The organism is Burkholderia metallica, assembly GCF_902832845.1.
GTDB lineage: Bacteria > Pseudomonadota > Gammaproteobacteria > Burkholderiales > Burkholderiaceae > Burkholderia > Burkholderia metallica.
The window spans coordinates 248,245-262,955 of the sequence record NZ_CADFDB010000007.1; the positions used below are offsets into that span (position 1 = coordinate 248,245).

The 14,711-nt window shown below is 67.5% G+C and carries 16 protein-coding genes; 9 read left to right on the forward strand and 7 right to left on the reverse strand.

Annotated features, from left to right (window positions below; all coding sequences use genetic code 11):
* The first annotated feature begins 170 nt into the window (after positions 1–170).
* The 3 genes from lexA to HWX08_RS20870 are packed head-to-tail and all read left to right on the forward strand — an operon-like array spanning position 171 to position 1,923.
* On the forward strand, positions 171–818 hold the full coding sequence (gene lexA / locus HWX08_RS20860; protein WP_009689103.1) for a transcriptional repressor LexA: 648 nt from the start codon (positions 171–173) through the stop codon (positions 816–818).
* Between the two features lie 26 nt (positions 819–844).
* Entirely contained in the window at positions 845–1,180 is a 336-nt protein-coding gene (locus HWX08_RS20865; RefSeq protein WP_043182727.1) for a hypothetical protein, read from the forward strand.
* A gap of 29 nt (positions 1,181–1,209) precedes the next feature.
* Positions 1,210–1,923 carry a DUF2939 domain-containing protein gene (locus HWX08_RS20870; protein WP_174921160.1) on the forward strand — a complete coding sequence of 238 codons (714 nt, stop codon included), beginning with the start codon at positions 1,210–1,212 and terminating at the stop codon, positions 1,921–1,923.
* Positions 1,924–2,010: 87 nt separating this feature from the next.
* On the opposite strand, the gene HWX08_RS20875 is transcribed toward HWX08_RS20870, so the two are convergent.
* Positions 2,011–2,508 carry a universal stress protein gene (locus tag HWX08_RS20875; protein ID WP_069256597.1) on the reverse strand — a complete coding sequence of 166 codons (498 nt, stop codon included), beginning with the start codon at positions 2,506–2,508 and terminating at the stop codon, positions 2,011–2,013.
* A 335-nt stretch (positions 2,509–2,843) separates the two neighbouring features.
* Here HWX08_RS20875 and nodI point away from each other — a divergent pair, with 335 nt between their 5' ends.
* A complete protein-coding gene (gene nodI / locus HWX08_RS20880; RefSeq protein ID WP_069256596.1) occupies positions 2,844–3,758 on the forward strand; it encodes a nodulation factor ABC transporter ATP-binding protein NodI in 915 nt (304 codons plus the stop codon).
* Between the two features lie 6 nt (positions 3,759–3,764).
* Positions 3,765–4,598 (forward strand): ABC transporter permease, encoded by an 834-nt coding sequence (locus HWX08_RS20885; protein WP_107311377.1) that lies wholly within the window; start codon positions 3,765–3,767, stop codon positions 4,596–4,598.
* A gap of 45 nt (positions 4,599–4,643) precedes the next feature.
* Here the strand turns inward: HWX08_RS20885 and HWX08_RS20890 are convergent, their stop codons facing one another.
* From HWX08_RS20890 to HWX08_RS20905, 4 genes are all read right to left on the reverse strand, one after another.
* Positions 4,644–5,066: a hypothetical protein gene (locus tag HWX08_RS20890; RefSeq protein ID WP_069256594.1), complete on the reverse strand. Its 423-nt coding sequence runs from the start codon at positions 5,064–5,066 to the stop codon at positions 4,644–4,646.
* Positions 5,067–5,176: 110 nt separating this feature from the next.
* Positions 5,177–6,235 (reverse strand): permease, encoded by a 1,059-nt coding sequence (locus tag HWX08_RS20895; protein WP_174921159.1) that lies wholly within the window; start codon positions 6,233–6,235, stop codon positions 5,177–5,179.
* The gene (mnmH, locus tag HWX08_RS20900; protein WP_174921158.1) at positions 6,232–7,359 is read right to left on the reverse strand and encodes a tRNA 2-selenouridine(34) synthase MnmH; all 1,128 of its coding nucleotides are present in this window, start codon (positions 7,357–7,359) and stop codon (positions 6,232–6,234) included. Before mnmH ends, HWX08_RS20895 begins: the two co-directional genes overlap by 4 nt.
* Before the next feature lie 69 nt (positions 7,360–7,428).
* Complete coding sequence (locus tag HWX08_RS20905) at positions 7,429–8,376, reverse strand: LysR family transcriptional regulator (RefSeq protein ID WP_174921157.1); 948 nt, start codon at positions 8,374–8,376, stop codon at positions 7,429–7,431.
* Between the two features lie 166 nt (positions 8,377–8,542).
* On the opposite strand from HWX08_RS20905, the gene HWX08_RS20910 reads away from it, so the two are divergent.
* Positions 8,543–9,961, forward strand: coding sequence for a M20 family metallopeptidase (locus HWX08_RS20910; protein WP_174921156.1), 1,419 nt, complete (start codon positions 8,543–8,545; stop codon positions 9,959–9,961).
* Between the two features lie 34 nt (positions 9,962–9,995).
* Entirely contained in the window at positions 9,996–11,282 is a 1,287-nt protein-coding gene (locus HWX08_RS20915; protein ID WP_174921155.1) for an MFS transporter, read from the forward strand.
* 88 nt (positions 11,283–11,370) lie between these two features.
* Here the strand turns inward: HWX08_RS20915 and HWX08_RS20920 are convergent, their stop codons facing one another.
* Positions 11,371–12,423: an NADP(H)-dependent aldo-keto reductase gene (locus HWX08_RS20920; RefSeq protein ID WP_069256588.1), complete on the reverse strand. Its 1,053-nt coding sequence runs from the start codon at positions 12,421–12,423 to the stop codon at positions 11,371–11,373.
* Between the two features lie 147 nt (positions 12,424–12,570).
* Positions 12,571–13,008 (reverse strand): PaaI family thioesterase, encoded by a 438-nt coding sequence (locus HWX08_RS20925; RefSeq protein WP_034186970.1) that lies wholly within the window; start codon positions 13,006–13,008, stop codon positions 12,571–12,573.
* A gap of 169 nt (positions 13,009–13,177) precedes the next feature.
* Here HWX08_RS20925 and HWX08_RS20930 point away from each other — a divergent pair, with 169 nt between their 5' ends.
* Together HWX08_RS20930 and HWX08_RS20935 are read left to right on the forward strand one after the other, a co-directional pair.
* On the forward strand, positions 13,178–13,666 hold the full coding sequence (locus HWX08_RS20930) for a winged helix-turn-helix transcriptional regulator (protein WP_174921154.1): 489 nt from the start codon (positions 13,178–13,180) through the stop codon (positions 13,664–13,666).
* 340 nt (positions 13,667–14,006) lie between these two features.
* The gene (locus HWX08_RS20935) at positions 14,007–14,630 is read left to right on the forward strand and encodes a phospholipase D family nuclease (RefSeq protein WP_069258000.1); all 624 of its coding nucleotides are present in this window, start codon (positions 14,007–14,009) and stop codon (positions 14,628–14,630) included.
* The last annotated feature ends 81 nt before the right edge of the window (positions 14,631–14,711 follow it).

A 14,711-nucleotide genomic window follows, 5' to 3' on the forward strand; every position in this document is an offset into this window, starting at 1 on the left:
TCAAAAGTGCTAACGCAGACGGGATGGACGGTTGCGGCAGATGAACCGGCGTCCGGGCGTCGCGAAATCGCGTCGGAACCGGCGCGATCGCGTCGAACCTCAAGTAACACTTGAAATTCCCGAACTACTGTATAAAAATACAGCTCACTGTCTATCCATACAGTTGAGCCATGACCAAACTCACCGCCCGTCAGCAGCAAGTGTTCGACTTGATCCGTCGCGCGATCGAGCGCTCCGGATTCCCGCCCACCCGCGCCGAGATCGCGGCCGAACTGGGCTTCAGCTCGCCGAATGCGGCCGAGGAGCACCTGCGCGCGCTGGCGCGCAAAGGCGTGATCGAGCTGGCAGCCGGCGCGTCACGCGGCATCCGCCTGCTCGGCATCGACGATGCCCCGCACCAGTTCACGCTGCCGCATGCCGGCCTGATGCAGCTGTCGCTGCCGCTCGTCGGCCGCGTGGCAGCCGGTAGCCCGATCCTCGCGCAGGAGCACATCTCGCAGCATTACGCGTGCGATCCCGCGCTGTTCTCCAGCAAGCCCGACTACCTGCTGAAAGTGCGCGGCCTGTCGATGCGCGACGCCGGCATCCTCGACGGCGACCTCCTCGCGGTGCAGAAGCGCACCGAAGCGAAGGACGGCCAGATCATCGTCGCGCGTCTCGGCGACGACGTCACCGTCAAGCGCCTGATGCGCCGGCCCGGCGGCCTCGAGCTGATCGCGGAGAACCCGGATTACGAAAACATCTTCGTCAAGGCCGGCAGCGCGGAATTCGCGCTGGAAGGCATCGCCGTCGGACTGATCCGATCAGGCGAACTCTGACATTCCGTCTCGCTGAGGAGAACATCATGGAACGCCTTTCCCGTCTGCTGCCTTTCCGTCAATTCGGCCGCCTCCGTCACTTGCGCGGCCGGACGCCCTGCGCACCGCTGTCCGCGGCGGCGCCCGTGCAAGAAGAAGTCGCAGTCGAACGGCAGGCGTCCCTGCTGCCGTCGGCGCTGCCCGCTTTCGCGCGGGTCTCGCTGAACGCCGGCCTGAATCACGCGGAACCCGCGCGCCGCGCGCCGGTGCGTGTGTATCACGGCCGTTCGCGCCTGATCATGGTCGGCACGATCGATGCCGTGTGCCGGATGATCGATCGCTGCATCGCCGAGGAACGATCGGCTACGCCGGGCGGTCTCTGATTGCGGAACCTGTCCGCACCGGAGGCAACGTGACCGGATCGCCGCGCCGCGCATGGCGGCTCAAGCCCCTGTTGATCGTCGTGCTGGCCGTCGCCATCGTCGCGGCGATCGGCTATGCGTACGCGTCGCCGTACATCGCGCTCGGTCGCCTGAAATCGGCGATCGATGCGCGCGATGCGCAGGCCATCAGCGAATATGTCGATTTTCCGTCGCTGCGCATCAGCCTGAAGCAGCAAGTCACGGAAGAGTTGATGCGCCGAATCGACGCAGTGAAGAAGGACAATCCGTTCGCGGTGATCGGTGCGCTGATCGGGTCCGCGCTGATCGGCCCGCTCGTCGATGCCTACGCGACGCCGGAAGGCGTGGCCGCGTTGATGAGCGGATTGCCGCCGCGCGGCAATCCGGGTGAGCGCCCACCTGAATGGTCGAATCCGCCGCCGAACAGCCCGCCGGCCGCGCCATCCGCCAATCCGGCTCCGGCGAGCACGGTCACGCCGGGCAGCAACGCGGCTGCTACCGCCGCTACCGCCGCATCATCGCCGCCTGGGCCCGCCGCCGTACCGGCCAGCGCGGTCGATGCCGCACCATCACCGCATCCGCAGCAAACCAACGCCGGCTACCGGAATATCGACGAATTTGTCGTGACCTACCAGCGCAGTGCCGACGGCACACGCTATGCGGCGATCTTTCACCGCTTCGGGCTGTTTTCGTGGAAGTTGTCTTCGATCGACCTGCACGCCTAGCTGGCCGCGCTCGACGCTCGCGCCGCCGAAGCGGTGCGGCACCTGGCCGGCACGCATCACCGGCCAGATAGCCATCGAGTCTTCAGATCATTTGCCGTTCGCCGTCGCGGCTTCACGCTCGCGCGCGATTTCGGCCTTCTGCTCTTCCGCCGACGAACACGCAACCAGGATGCTGCAGTTCACGCGATCGAGCAGTTGCGTGTTGCCCGAGCCCATCCACCATCTCGATAGCCCGCTGCGGCATCGATGGCCGACCACGACGAGGTCGACCTTCAGCTCCGTCGCGAGATTCGCGATTTCGTCGATCGGATAGCCGAACGCGAAATGGCCTTCGGCCTGCACGCCGCGTTCGCGCAGCCAGTTCACCCCTTCCTGCAGGATTTCACGCGCGGTTTCCTCGAACCGGCCGCACGCGACGTCGGTCAGCAAACCGGCGCTCTGCGCGATGCTCGAGCGCATGTCGACGACCGACAGCAAATGCGTCTCGGCCTTCAGGTCCATCGCGAGATTGGCGCCGCAACGCAGGGCCTTGCGCCCTTCGAGCGTGCCGTCGTAACACAGCAGAATCTTGTTGTAGCTAGCCATGAAACCTCCCTGTCGCCAACGAGCCTACGCATTCATCATGGTGCGCCGCAATTCAGGACGCAAGGGATGGAAAACGCTGATTCGCCCCGCTCGGCGCGTGCGCGATGATGCGGTGCACGATCGGTGCGCGCATGCATCGCACTGTGCAGGGATGCGCTGAAGAGACGCAGCCGATGCACTAGAATGGCCCGTTCGTACTCCAGCGGGCCATCGGGCGCCGGCGTCGTGCGCTTCGGTCATGCCCATGTGACTCGCAATCGTCCGATCGGTTCGCCCGCCGGCCACGCATCCGGCAGCGGAATGCGTCCGCGCCCGCTTACAACGACGACCTGCCCATGTCAGTTGCACCGATCGATTTCCGGAACGTCGAAAAGCACTATGGCGACAAGCTCGTCGTCAACGATCTGTCGTTCACCGTCCAAGCCGGCGAATGCTACGGCCTGCTCGGGCCGAACGGCGCCGGCAAGACCACCACGCTGAAAATGCTGCTCGGCCTCGCGCATCCCGATGCCGGCACCATTTCGCTCTGCGGCGAACCGGTTCCAGCGCGTGCGCGGTTTGCGCGCCGGCGCGTCGGCGTCGTCCCGCAGTTCGACAATCTCGACCCCGACTTCACCGTGCGCGAGAACCTGGTCGTCTTCAGCCGCTATTTCGGGATGTCGGCGCAGGCTGCGCGCGCGCTCGTGAAGCCGCTGCTCGAATTCGCGAAGCTCGAGAACAAGGCCGATGCGAAGGTCGGCGAGTTGTCGGGCGGCATGAAGCGCCGCCTGACGCTGGCCCGCGCGCTCGTCAACGATCCCGACGTGCTGGTGCTCGACGAGCCGACGACGGGCCTCGACCCGCAGGCGCGTCACCTGATGTGGGAACGGCTGCGCTCGCTGCTCGCGCGCGGCAAGACGATCCTGATCACCACGCACTTCATGGAAGAAGCCGAACGCCTGTGCGATCGCCTGTGCGTGATCGAGGAAGGCCGCAAGATCGCCGAAGGCGCGCCGCACGCGCTGATCGAATCGGAGATCGGCTGCGACGTGATCGAGATCTACGGGCCCGATCCGGCCACGCTGCGCGACGAGTTGTCGGCGTTCGCGAAGCGCACCGAGATCAGCGGCGAGACGCTGTTCTGCTACGTGAGCGATCCGGAACCGCTCAGCGCGCGGCTCAAGGGTCGTACGGGGTTGCGCTATCTGCATCGTCCGGCCAATCTGGAAGATGTGTTCCTGCGGCTCACGGGTCGCGACATGCAGGACTGATCGATCATGGACGTGCGCAATTATTCCGCCGCCGCACCGTCGGCACCGCCGCGCGTGTCGCGCTTCGCGATCGCGATGCCCGCGAACGCGACCAACTGGATCGCCGTCTGGCGGCGCAACTATCTCGTCTGGCGCAAGCTCGCGCTCGCATCGATGTTCGGCAATCTTGCCGATCCGATGATCTATCTGTTCGGGTTGGGCTTCGGGCTCGGGCTGATGCTCGGCCATGTCGACGGCGTGTCGTATATCGCGTTCCTCGCGGCCGGCACGGTCGGGTCGAGCGTGATGATGTCCGCGAGCTTCGAGTCGATGTATTCCGGTTTCTCGCGGATGCACGTGCAGCGCACGTGGGAGGCGATCATGCATACGCCGCTCGCGCTCGGCGACATCGTGCTCGGGGAGATCGTCTGGGGGGCCAGCAAGGCAATGCTGTCGGGGGCCGCGATCATGCTCGTCGCGGGCGCGCTGGGTTACGCGCAGTTTCCGTCGATGCTCGCGGCGCTGCCCGTGATCGCGCTCGCGGGTCTCGCGTTTGCCAGCCTCGCGATGATCGTCACGGCGCTCGCGCCGTCCTACGACTTCTTCATGTTCTACCAGACGCTCGTGCTGACGCCGATGCTGCTGCTGTCGGGTGTATTCTTCCCGACCGCGCAGTTGCCGCCGCTCGCGCAGCACGCGGCGCAGGCGCTGCCGCTCGCGAACGCGGTCGAGCTGATCCGACCCGCGATGCTCGGCCGGCCGGCGACCGACGTCGCGTTGCACGTCGCGGTGCTCGCCGGCTACGCGGTGGGCGGCTTCCTGCTGTCCGCGTGGCTGTTCCGGCGGCGGATGATGCGCTGACGGCCGGCGCACCGGGCGCCGGCTTCATGCCTTCACGCGACGACGTTATTCGTCGTCGTCGCTCCACGGGATCTCCACGTCGGTCAGGAACGCGACGGTCGCAAGCGGCCCCCCTTCCTGGCGGCCGAGCTTGCCGTCCGCGCGATGCCATTCGACACGGAACTGCGTACCCGGATCGTCGGCAATCAGATAGACCGTGCGCAGCTCTTCCTTGTCGGCTTCGTCCACCGGGCCGTCGAACGACACCAGCATCTTCTGCGGCCACAGGCCGTTGACCGGATCGTAAATGCGGTCGCCCTGCGGAATGTCGATGCTGGCCTCGACGCCGATGGTTGCGGAAGCCTCGATGATCATCGTGCCGAGTGCGTTCAGCACGGCCGTCGCCCGCGCGGAATTGGCCTGGCGGATCGCGAGATCGCCGCGCGTCAGCGCCTTTTCGAGTCGAGGATGAATCTTCGGTTGGGTCATGCGTTTTCCTGTTTGCTTCTTGTAAATGACGCCGCATACGTGAAACAGCAGCGCCGGGTGAATACGACGATTACGACGATTGCGCCCGACTGGCGCGCCGCCTGCGCGTGTCAGAACCCGAGCGCGACCGCGAGCACGCCGCTCGCGATCCCGAACACGACGACGAGGATCGCGACGATGGCCAGCATGTAAGGCTTGAACGAACGCGCGAGCATCGCGAGCGACGGCACGCTGATCGGCGGCAGCGTCATCAGCAGCGCGGCGGCCGGGCCGACGCCCATGCCGAGCGACAGCATCGCCTGGATGATCGGCACCTCGCCGGCCGTCGGGATCACGAACAGCATGCCCGCCACCGCGAATGCGACGATCCAGCCGAGATGATTGCCGATGTCCGGACCGATATGCGGGAACAGCCACGCGCGCGCGGCGCCGAGCAGCAGCACGAGCACGATGTATTCGGGCACGAGCCGCACGGCCATGCGCGCGAGCAACTTTATCCAGCGGACGAACGGATTGCCGGCCGCGGCCTGCTCGGCCGCCAGCGCGGCGAGCTGCGCGTCGTCGATGCTGCGGTCTTCAGGGCGTGCGATACGGTTCAGCAAATAGCCGATCCCGAACACCATCGCGATGCCGAGCACGAGGCGCAGCGCGCTCCAGTGCCAGCCGAGCACGAAGCCCATGAAGACCAGCGCCGCCGGGTTCAGCACCGTATTGCCGAGCCAGAACGCGACCGCGCCGCCCGGCGACGCGTGGCGCGCACGCAGCCCCGCGACGACCGGCGCCGCGCAGCACGTGCACATCATGCCGGGCAGCGACAGCAGGCCGCCGGCGGCGACGCTGCCGAAGCCGGTGCGGCCGAGCACGCGCGCGACCCAGTGCGCGGGCAGCAGCGCCTGCACGGCCGAGCCGAGCAGCAGGCCCAGCACCATCGCCTGCCAGATCGCCTTGCCGTACGCCCACGCGTAGTCGAGCGCGGCCTTCAGCGACGGCTCCGGTGCGGCCGCCGACGTGCCCATCAGGATCGACTGTCCGATCGAATGATGTTCGGCGGCAACGAACGCCTTGTTGTAGTACGGGAACCATTTCACATAGAACAGGCCCGCGACTGCGATCAGCAGGAAGGTCATCCAGCCAAGGGCCGGACTGGGTTGGGTGCGTGTAGTCGTCATCGTGTGGTCGTCGATTGGTCTTGGTCGGTTGCGGATGTCGCGCCCGCGGCCAGCGCGGCCGATGCGGGCAACCCGGCTCGCGCGAGTTCGGCCAGCAGCGCATGCGCCTGATCGCGCACGTCGGCCGCGTTGGGCCGGAACGTGAACGTCAGTGCCCGGTTAGGCTTGTCGTACGTCGCGCGGTAGGTGCGCGCATAGGCGGGATCGTAATGCCGGTCGATCAGCTCGGTGAACAGTTCGGCCCGCGCGTTCGCATCGATCAGCGTCTTCCAGTGCGTCACCTGTTCGCGGCTGTGCAGGCCGATCAGCCGATGGAGCTGCGCCTTGAAGGCGTCCGGTTGGTCGAACAGGTGCGCGTAATCGTCGAGGAGGAATGCGATGCGCTCGTCGTGCGCCGCGTCGACATGCACCCACGGCCCCGCGTGAAACGCTTCGATCAGCGCGATCGGCAACTGCACGAGCCCGATCCGGCGGCTTTCCGACTCGACGAACACCGGCCATTCGGGGTCGAAACGACCCAGCGTCTCGACGAGCCCCGAATCGAACCCCTTCTGCGACGGCTGCGGCTTGCCCGGCAGCGCGCCGAGCAGCGAACCGCGATGGCACGCGAGCGCCTCGAGATCGAGCGTTTGCGCACCCGCATCGCGCAGCGCGTTCAGCAGGCGCGTCTTGCCGCAGCCCGTATGGCCGACGAGCGCGATGTAGCGAAAGCGCGTCGGCAGCGAGTCGAGCGTCGCGCACACCGACTGGCGGTACGACTTGTAGCCGCCATCGAGCTGGCGCGCCTTCCAGCCGATCAGGTTGAACCAGGTCGTCATCGAGCCCGAGCGCTTGCCGCCGCGCCAGCAGTAGATCAGCGGCCGCCAGTTGCGCGGACGATCGGCGAACGTCGTGTCGAGATGGCGCGCGATGTTGCGCGCGACCATCGCCGCGCCGACCCGCGTCGCCTCGTACGGCGACACCTGGCGATACATCGTCCCGACGAGCACGCGCTCCTCGTTGCTGAGCACGGGCGCGTTCAGTGCGCCGGGGATATGGTCCTCGGCGAACTCGAGCGGCGTGCGCACGTCGATGATCTCGTCGAACTCGCCGGCGCGATCGAGGGTGACAATCAGGTTCTTCAATTTGGCGTCGAACAGGGGCGATGCGACTCGATGAGCCGCATGGGCGCGGAAGGCGGATTGACGATTATCTCACGGCCGGCGTCTCGGGCCGCGCGCGGCGGCCGGCGGCCGCGATGCGGCCTGCATCGTGTCGATCAGATGGTCGCGGAACGCGCGAACCGACGCGGGCAGATCGCGCCCCGCCATCGTCTGCACCTGGATGCTGCGCTCGCGCAATTGCGGGTTCGTCAGGGGCACGACGACGAAGCCGTCCGCGGCGCAGCGGTCGCGCACCGACAACAGCCCCGTGAACATCACCGCGCCCGTGCGCCGCGCGTAGCCGTACATCGCCGCCGTGTTGTTGCTCGTCAGCTCGGGTTCGAGCAGCAGCCCGTCGAGCGCGCACGCGATGTCGATCAACTGGCGCACCGTCGTGCCGGCCTCGGGCAGCACGTGCGGGTGGCGCGCGACATCGGCGAGCGACACCGCATCGCGCGTCGCGAGCGGATGGTCGTGCCGCACCAGCGCGAAGATCGGCGCGCGCTCCGTATGCTCGACGCGCACGCCCTTCTCCGGCGCGAGACTGAAGCTCAACGCGACATCCACGTCGCCATCGCGCACGCGCCGCGTCGCATCCGCCGGCGACACGACCCACACGGAGAAATCGACGCCCGGATGGCGCGCCTTGAAGCTGGCCAGCGTACCGGGCAGGAAATCGATCGCGAACCCTTCCGAGCACGCGATCTTCAACAGACTCCCGTGCAGCGCGTCGAGCCCGCCGATGTCCTTCATCACGTGCTCGGCTTCCAGCAGGCTGCGCTGCGCGAACGCCAGCAGCCGCTCGCCGGCCTCCGACAGCGCCATCCCGCGCGGCCGGCGCTCGAACAGCGGTGCGCCCAGCTCGCTTTCCAGCTTCGCGATCTGGCGGCTGATCGCCGACACCGCCACGTGCAGCCGCGCTGATGCATCGCTGATCGAGCCGGTGCGCGCCACTTCGACGAAATAGCGCAACGCCAGGCCATGCAGGAAAGCCGCCATCGTTCTGTCTCCGGGCCGCGTCCGGCCGCGCTGCTTTGCCTTTTCGGCAAAGAAAGGTTCGAAATTCGATCATTGTGACAAAAAAAACGGCTTTCTAGAATCGATCGCACTTCAAGCCGCACGCCCGCTCCGGCGCATGCAGCGAACCCGACGAAGGAGACACGACTTGAGCCGTACCGCCGCCATCCAGCACGCGCTGAACCAGTTCGAATCCGGTGCGTTCTTCACGACCCTGAGCCGCCGCGTCGGGCTGCGCACCGAGAGCCAGGACAGCGGCAACGATGCCGCGCTGCGCGCCTACCTGACCGACGAGATCGCGCCCGACGCCGCCCGCCTCGGTTTCACGTCGCGGATCGTCGACAATCCCGTCGACGGCGGCGGCCCGTTCCTGCTCGCGTCGCGACACGAAGACGACGCGCTGCCGACCGTGCTGATCTACGGCCACGGCGACGTCGTGCGCGGCTACGACGCGCAGTGGCGCGCGCCGCTGTCGCCGTGGACGCTGACGGCCGACGGCGACCGCTGGTACGGCCGCGGCAGCGCCGACAACAAGGGCCAGCACACGATCAACCTGGCCGCGCTGGCCAGCGTGCTCGCCGCGCGCGGCGGCCGGCTCGGTTTCAACGCGAAGCTGCTGATCGAGATGGGCGAGGAAACGGGCTCGCCGGGCCTCGACGCCCTGTGCCGCCAGGCGCGCGACGCGCTCGCGGCCGACGTGCTGATCGCGTCCGACGGCCCGCGCATCTCCGCCGAACGCCCGACCGTATTCCTCGGCTCGCGCGGCGCGGTCAACTTCAAGCTGAGCCTGCGCGCCCGCGACGGCGCGCATCACTCCGGCAACTGGGGCGGGCTGCTGCGCAATCCGGCGATCGTGCTCGCGCATGCGCTCGCGAGCCTCGTCGACGCGCGCGGCGCGATTCGCGTCGCGGGGCTGCGCCCGCCGCCGATCCCGGCCGCCGTGCGCGACGCACTCGCCGATCTCAGTGTGGGCGGCGGCGCCGGCGACCCGGCGCTCGACGCCGACTGGGGCGAGCCCGGCCTGACCGCGCCCGAGCGCGTGTTCGGCTGGAACACGCTCGAGATCCTCGCGTTCAAGGCCGGCAACCCCGAGCATCCCGTCAACGCGATTCCGCCCGTCGCGTATGCGCACTGCCAGCTGCGCTTCGTCGTCGGCACCGACTGGGAAGCCTTGCACGCGCACCTGCGCACGCACCTCGATGCGCACGGCTTCGCCGACGTCGAGATCGACGTCGAGCGCGGCGCGCCGGCCACGCGCGTGCCACCGGACGATCCGTGGGTGCGCTGGGCCGTCGCGTCGCTCGCGCGAACCACCGGCAAGAAGCCGGCAATCCTGCCGAATCTCGGCGGCACGCTGCCGAACGAAGTGTTCGCCGACACGCTCGGGCTGCCGACGCTGTGGGTGCCGCACTCGTACCCCGCGTGCTCGCAGCATGCGCCGGACGAGCATCTGCTCGCGAGCGTCGTCAGCGAGGGGCTGCAGATGATGGCCGGCCTCTTCTGGGATCTCGGCGACGACGCACCGACCGTTCGCCGCGCGACTCACGCCGCGGCCAGCGCCCTGTAACGCGCTTCGCCCTCTCACGGGACCTGCATACACGATGAATACGACCACCCTGACCTCGCAGGACGCCGCGCGCCCCAGCGCCGCGAAAATCCGGCGCATCATCTTCGCGGCGTCGATCGGCAACGCGCTCGAATGGTTCGACCTGATCGTCTACGGCTTCTTCGCGGTGACGATCGCCAAGCTGTTCTTTCCCGCGACGAGCGAAGCGACGTCGCTGATGCTCACGCTCGGCACGTTCGGGCTGTCGTACCTGATCCGGCCGATCGGCGGCTTCGTGCTCGGCGCCTACGCGGACCGCGCGGGCCGCAAGGCGTCGCTGCTGCTGTCGATCGCGATGATGATGGTCGGCACGCTGCTGATCGCGCTGATGCCGACCTACGCATCGATCGGCCTACTCGCGCCGCTCGGGATCATGCTGTCGCGGCTGATGCAGGGCTTTTCCGCGGGCGGCGAATTCGCGAGCTCCACCGCGTTCCTCGTCGAGCATGCGCCGCAGCGGCGCGGTTTCATGTCGAGCTGGCAGTTCGCGAGCCAGGGCCTCGCGACGCTGCTCGCATCGGGCTTCGGCGCGCTGCTTACCGCCACGCTGACGACCGCGCAACTCGAAAGCTGGGGCTGGCGCGTACCGTTCCTGTTCGGGCTCGCGATCGGCCCGATCGGGCTTTACATCCGCCGCTACGTCGACGAAGGCGTCGAATTCAAGACGCAGGCGCGCTCGGAAGCCCCCGTGCGCGAACTGTTCGCCGATCAGAAGCTGCGGCTGCTGCTGTCGATCGGCGCGCTCGTGATTTCGACCGCGATCAACTACATGGTGCTGTACATGCCGACCTATGCGATCAAGCAGCTCGGGCTGCCCGCGTCGACGGGCTTCGCGGCGACGCTCGCGACCGGTTTCGTGCTCACGCTCGTCACGCCGGTCGTCGGCCACCTGTCCGATCGCACCGGGCGGATTCGCATGATGGCGGTCGCGGCGGTCCTGATGCTCGTCACCGTGTACCCGACGTTCACGTGGCTCACGCGCCATGCGTCGTTCGCCACGATGATGGCCGCCCTGGTCTGGATCGGTGCGCTGAAGGCGATGTACTGCGGCGCGCTGCCGGCGCTGATGGCCGAGCTGTTCCCGTCGCAGACGCGCGCGACGGGCCTCGCGGTCAGCTACAACACGGGGGTCACGCTGTTCGGCGGCTTCGCGCCGTTCGTCATCACCTGGCTGATCAGCGCGACCGGCAACCGGCTGTCGCCGGCGCTCTACCTGATGGGCTGCGCGCTGCTGAGTCTCGCCGCGCTGTTCGTCGCTCGCACCCGGCTCAAGATGCGATAACGGAAGAAACGACGGCGCAGCGATGCGCCGCCGGTGCGGTCCGGCGCGGCATCGCGGCCGCGCCGGACCGGGTCCTGCCCGGTTCCGGTCAGGGCGCCGGGTTCGGCTGCAGTTCGTGCAGCGCGTCGATCTCGGCGAGGATCTCGTCGGACAGCTTCACGTCGACGCTGCCGATGTTCTCCTTCAACTGCTCGAGCGACGTCGCGCCGACCAGGTTGCTGCGCGTGAAGGGCCGGCTGTTGACGAACGCCAGCGCAAGCTGCGCGGGCGACATCCCGTGACGCCGCGCGAGCGCCACATAGCGCGACGTCGCCTCGACCGCCTGCGGCTTGCTGTAGCGCTGGAAGCGCTCGAACAGCGTGATGCGAGCGCCGGCCGGGCGCGCGCCGTTCTCGTACTTGCCGGACAGCCAGCCGAACGCGAGCGGCGAATAGGCGAGCAGGCCGACGCCGTCGCGATGCGTGAATTCCGACAGGCCGTTTTCGAACGTGCGGTTCAGCAGGCTGTACGGGTTCTGGATGCTCGCGATGCGCGGCAGCCCGAGCGTCTCGGCCGCGCGCAGGAACTGCGCGACGCCCCACGGCGTTTCGTTCGACACGCCGATCGCGCGCACCTTGCCGGCCTTCACGAATTCCGCGAGCACGCCGAGGGTTTCCTCGATCGGCACCGTATAGGCGTCGTCGACCCACGGATACGCAGGACGGCCGAACGTCGTCGTGCTGCGGTCGGGCCAGTGCAGCTGGTAGAGATCGACGTAGTCGGTCTGCAGGCGCTTGAGGCTGCCGTCGAGCGCTTCGGTCAGGTTCTTGCGGTCGAACTGGTTGCCTTCGCCGCGAATGTGACGCGGATTGTGCGGCTGCCGCGCCGGCCCCGCGATTTTCGTCGCGAGCACGATGCGCTCGCGCTGCGCGCGATGCTGCGCGAGCCACGTGCCGATGTACTGCTCGGTGCGGCCCTGCGTGTCGGGCTTCGGCGGCACCGGATACATCTCCGCGGCGTCGATCAGCGTCACGCCCTGCGCGATCGCGTAGTCGATCTGCTCGTGCGCGTCGCGCTCCGAATTCTGCTCGCCCCACGTCATCGTGCCGAGGCCGATCAGGCTGACCTCGATGCCCGAATCGCCGAGTGTGCGGTATTCCATGCTGTTCCTGTCGCGTCGGTGGAAAGCAGGAACGCTATCACATTGAAGCGACTGCTTCAGACGGGCGCCGCGTACGCTTACAGGCGGCCTTCGGCGCCGGGAACGCGGTGCGCGCGCGAGCCCGGATGATCGCGTCGCCGCCCGCCGTTACTGCGGCCGCTGGATGAAACAGGTTGCCGACGCATGCGCGACGATCTTGTCGTCCGGCGTCTTCAGCGTGCCCTCGGCCACGCCCAGCGAACGCGACAGATGAATCACGCGCCCTTCCGCCACCAGGTCGACGTCACGCGGTACGGGCCGCAGCATCTTCACATGCAGGTCGACCGTGCCGTAGCCGACGCCCGCGTCGAGCATCGAATGCACCGCGCACCCGGTGACCGAATCGAGCACCGTCGCGGCGAATCCGCCGTGTACGCCGCCGAGCGGATTCAGGTGCCGGCCGTCCGCCCGCGCCGAAAACTTCACGTAACCGAGCTCGACGTCGAGCGGACGCATCGGAATCGTCTCGGAAATCGACGCGAGCGGTGCATCGCCCGATACCGCTGCGCGCAGCAGATCGAGACCAGACAGGGAAAGCGGGTTCATCGGGTTGTCTCCGGGGTGAAAGCGCGTTGCTGCGCTTGTAAGTTCCAAATTGGAACTGATTATTGACAACGATGACGGCCGTTGTCAATGCAGCAGGCGCCATTGCAACCGAAGGCGGGTTCTATAATCGAACCCACTACGCTGCCGAACCACTGCAAGAGACTCGACGATGAAATGGGATGACATTGGCACGCTGAACTGTTCGATCGCACGCACGCTTGCCGTGCTCGGCGACCGCTGGACCATGTTGATCCTCCGCAATGCATTCCTCGGCTGCCGCCGCTTCGACGCTTTCCAGGCCCAGCTCGGCCTGACGCGCCATGTGCTGGCCGAACGGCTCGCGCGGCTCGTCGATGAAGGCGTGCTGGCCAAGCACGCGTACCAGGAACGTCCGCCGCGTTTCGAATACCGGCTGACTGAGAAGGGCCTCGACCTCTATCCGACCCTGCTTGCGCTGACGGCGTGGGGCGACCGCTGGAAAGATGACGGCCAGGGGCCACCGGTGCAGTTGCGCCACCGTACCTGCGGCCATCTGATGCATGCGGTCACCGTGTGCTCGGCATGCGGCGAACCGCTCGACGCACGCGACGTGCTGCCGGAGCGTGGCCCGGGATGGATCGCGGCGGACGCGGCAGGAACGCCTGCGAACGAGGATTGACGCAGCGTCGTGCATCCACGAATGAGCGCGTGACGCACGCGGATCGTTAGTCGCGCTCGCGCTGCCGTCGCGGGCCGCATCGAGTCCGTCCGGCTGAACTCGCGCATCGCTTGCGCGCTGCTATTGCACCCCCACCACACGCACGATCGTGCGCTGCCATCGCCTCCACCTGCTGACGAAGCCGATCGCGTACGCCGACCTCGCGCAACGCAACTTTGCGTCACCGCTCCCGCCTTCGCCGGTCATCGCGATGCGTCTCCCGTCTCATCCGCACGTGACCGCGCCGCCGCGTGTGCGTTACACTCACGGCCCGCTGTCTCGAAATTGTTCGCTGTCCAAGATGTTGTCGCGCAATCGCCTCGCCGCTGCCTGTCTCGCCGCTTCCCTGCTCGCCACACCGTTCGCCGCCTTCGGCAAGACGCAAAGCGAATCGCTGCTCCAGCAGGCGATCGACTTCGTCGCGCAATGGCTGCCGGCCCCCACTCACGAAGCCCCCGCGACACAGGTCGTGGAATCGGCGTTTTCGCCGGACGGCGGCGCCGAAGCGCTCGTGCTCAAAGCGATCGGCACCGCACGCAGCTCGATCCGTGTCGCCGCCTATTCGTTCACGTCGCCGCCCGTCACGCGCGCACTGCTCGCCGCCAAGCGGCGCGGCGTGAATGTCGCGGTGGTCGTCGACGACAAGGGCAACCGCGCGAAGAGCAGCAAGCAGGCGCTGAACCTGCTCGTCAATGCCGGGATCCCCACGCGCACCATCGACACCTATGCGATCCATCACGACAAGTACCTCGTGATCGACGCCGAACACGTCGAAACGGGTTCGTTCAACTACAGTGCGTCGGCGGCCAGCCGCAACTCCGAGAACGTCGTCGTGGTGTGGAACAACCCGCAACTCGCGTCGCGCTACCTCACGCACTGGCAAAGCCGCTTCGACCAGGGCGCGCCGTACCGCTCCAGCTACTGACGTACGCCGCGCGGCACCCGCGCCCGGGTTCGATCCGCCGTGATACGGATGATCGGCGAGCGCGGCGCGACGTTCAATTCG

Coding starts and splice junctions, on each gene's coding strand:
- HWX08_RS20890 (WP_069256594.1), bottom strand. CDS start 5,066: ATGACCCAACCGAAGATTCATCCTCGACTCGAAAAGGCGCTGACGCGC.
- lexA (WP_009689103.1), top strand. CDS start 171: ATGACCAAACTCACCGCCCGTCAGCAGCAAGTGTTCGACTTGATCCGT.
- HWX08_RS20895 (WP_174921159.1), bottom strand. CDS start 6,235: ATGACGACTACACGCACCCAACCCAGTCCGGCCCTTGGCTGGATGACC.
- HWX08_RS20930 (WP_174921154.1), top strand. CDS start 13,178: ATGAAATGGGATGACATTGGCACGCTGAACTGTTCGATCGCACGCACG.
- HWX08_RS20915 (WP_174921155.1), top strand. CDS start 9,996: ATGAATACGACCACCCTGACCTCGCAGGACGCCGCGCGCCCCAGCGCC.
- HWX08_RS20885 (WP_107311377.1), top strand. CDS start 3,765: ATGGACGTGCGCAATTATTCCGCCGCCGCACCGTCGGCACCGCCGCGC.
- nodI (WP_069256596.1), top strand. CDS start 2,844: ATGTCAGTTGCACCGATCGATTTCCGGAACGTCGAAAAGCACTATGGC.
- HWX08_RS20935 (WP_069258000.1), top strand. CDS start 14,007: ATGTTGTCGCGCAATCGCCTCGCCGCTGCCTGTCTCGCCGCTTCCCTG.
- HWX08_RS20920 (WP_069256588.1), bottom strand. CDS start 12,423: ATGGAATACCGCACACTCGGCGATTCGGGCATCGAGGTCAGCCTGATC.
- HWX08_RS20905 (WP_174921157.1), bottom strand. CDS start 8,376: ATGGCGGCTTTCCTGCATGGCCTGGCGTTGCGCTATTTCGTCGAAGTG.
- HWX08_RS20925 (WP_034186970.1), bottom strand. CDS start 13,008: ATGAACCCGCTTTCCCTGTCTGGTCTCGATCTGCTGCGCGCAGCGGTA.
- HWX08_RS20865 (WP_043182727.1), top strand. CDS start 845: ATGGAACGCCTTTCCCGTCTGCTGCCTTTCCGTCAATTCGGCCGCCTC.
- HWX08_RS20875 (WP_069256597.1), bottom strand. CDS start 2,508: ATGGCTAGCTACAACAAGATTCTGCTGTGTTACGACGGCACGCTCGAA.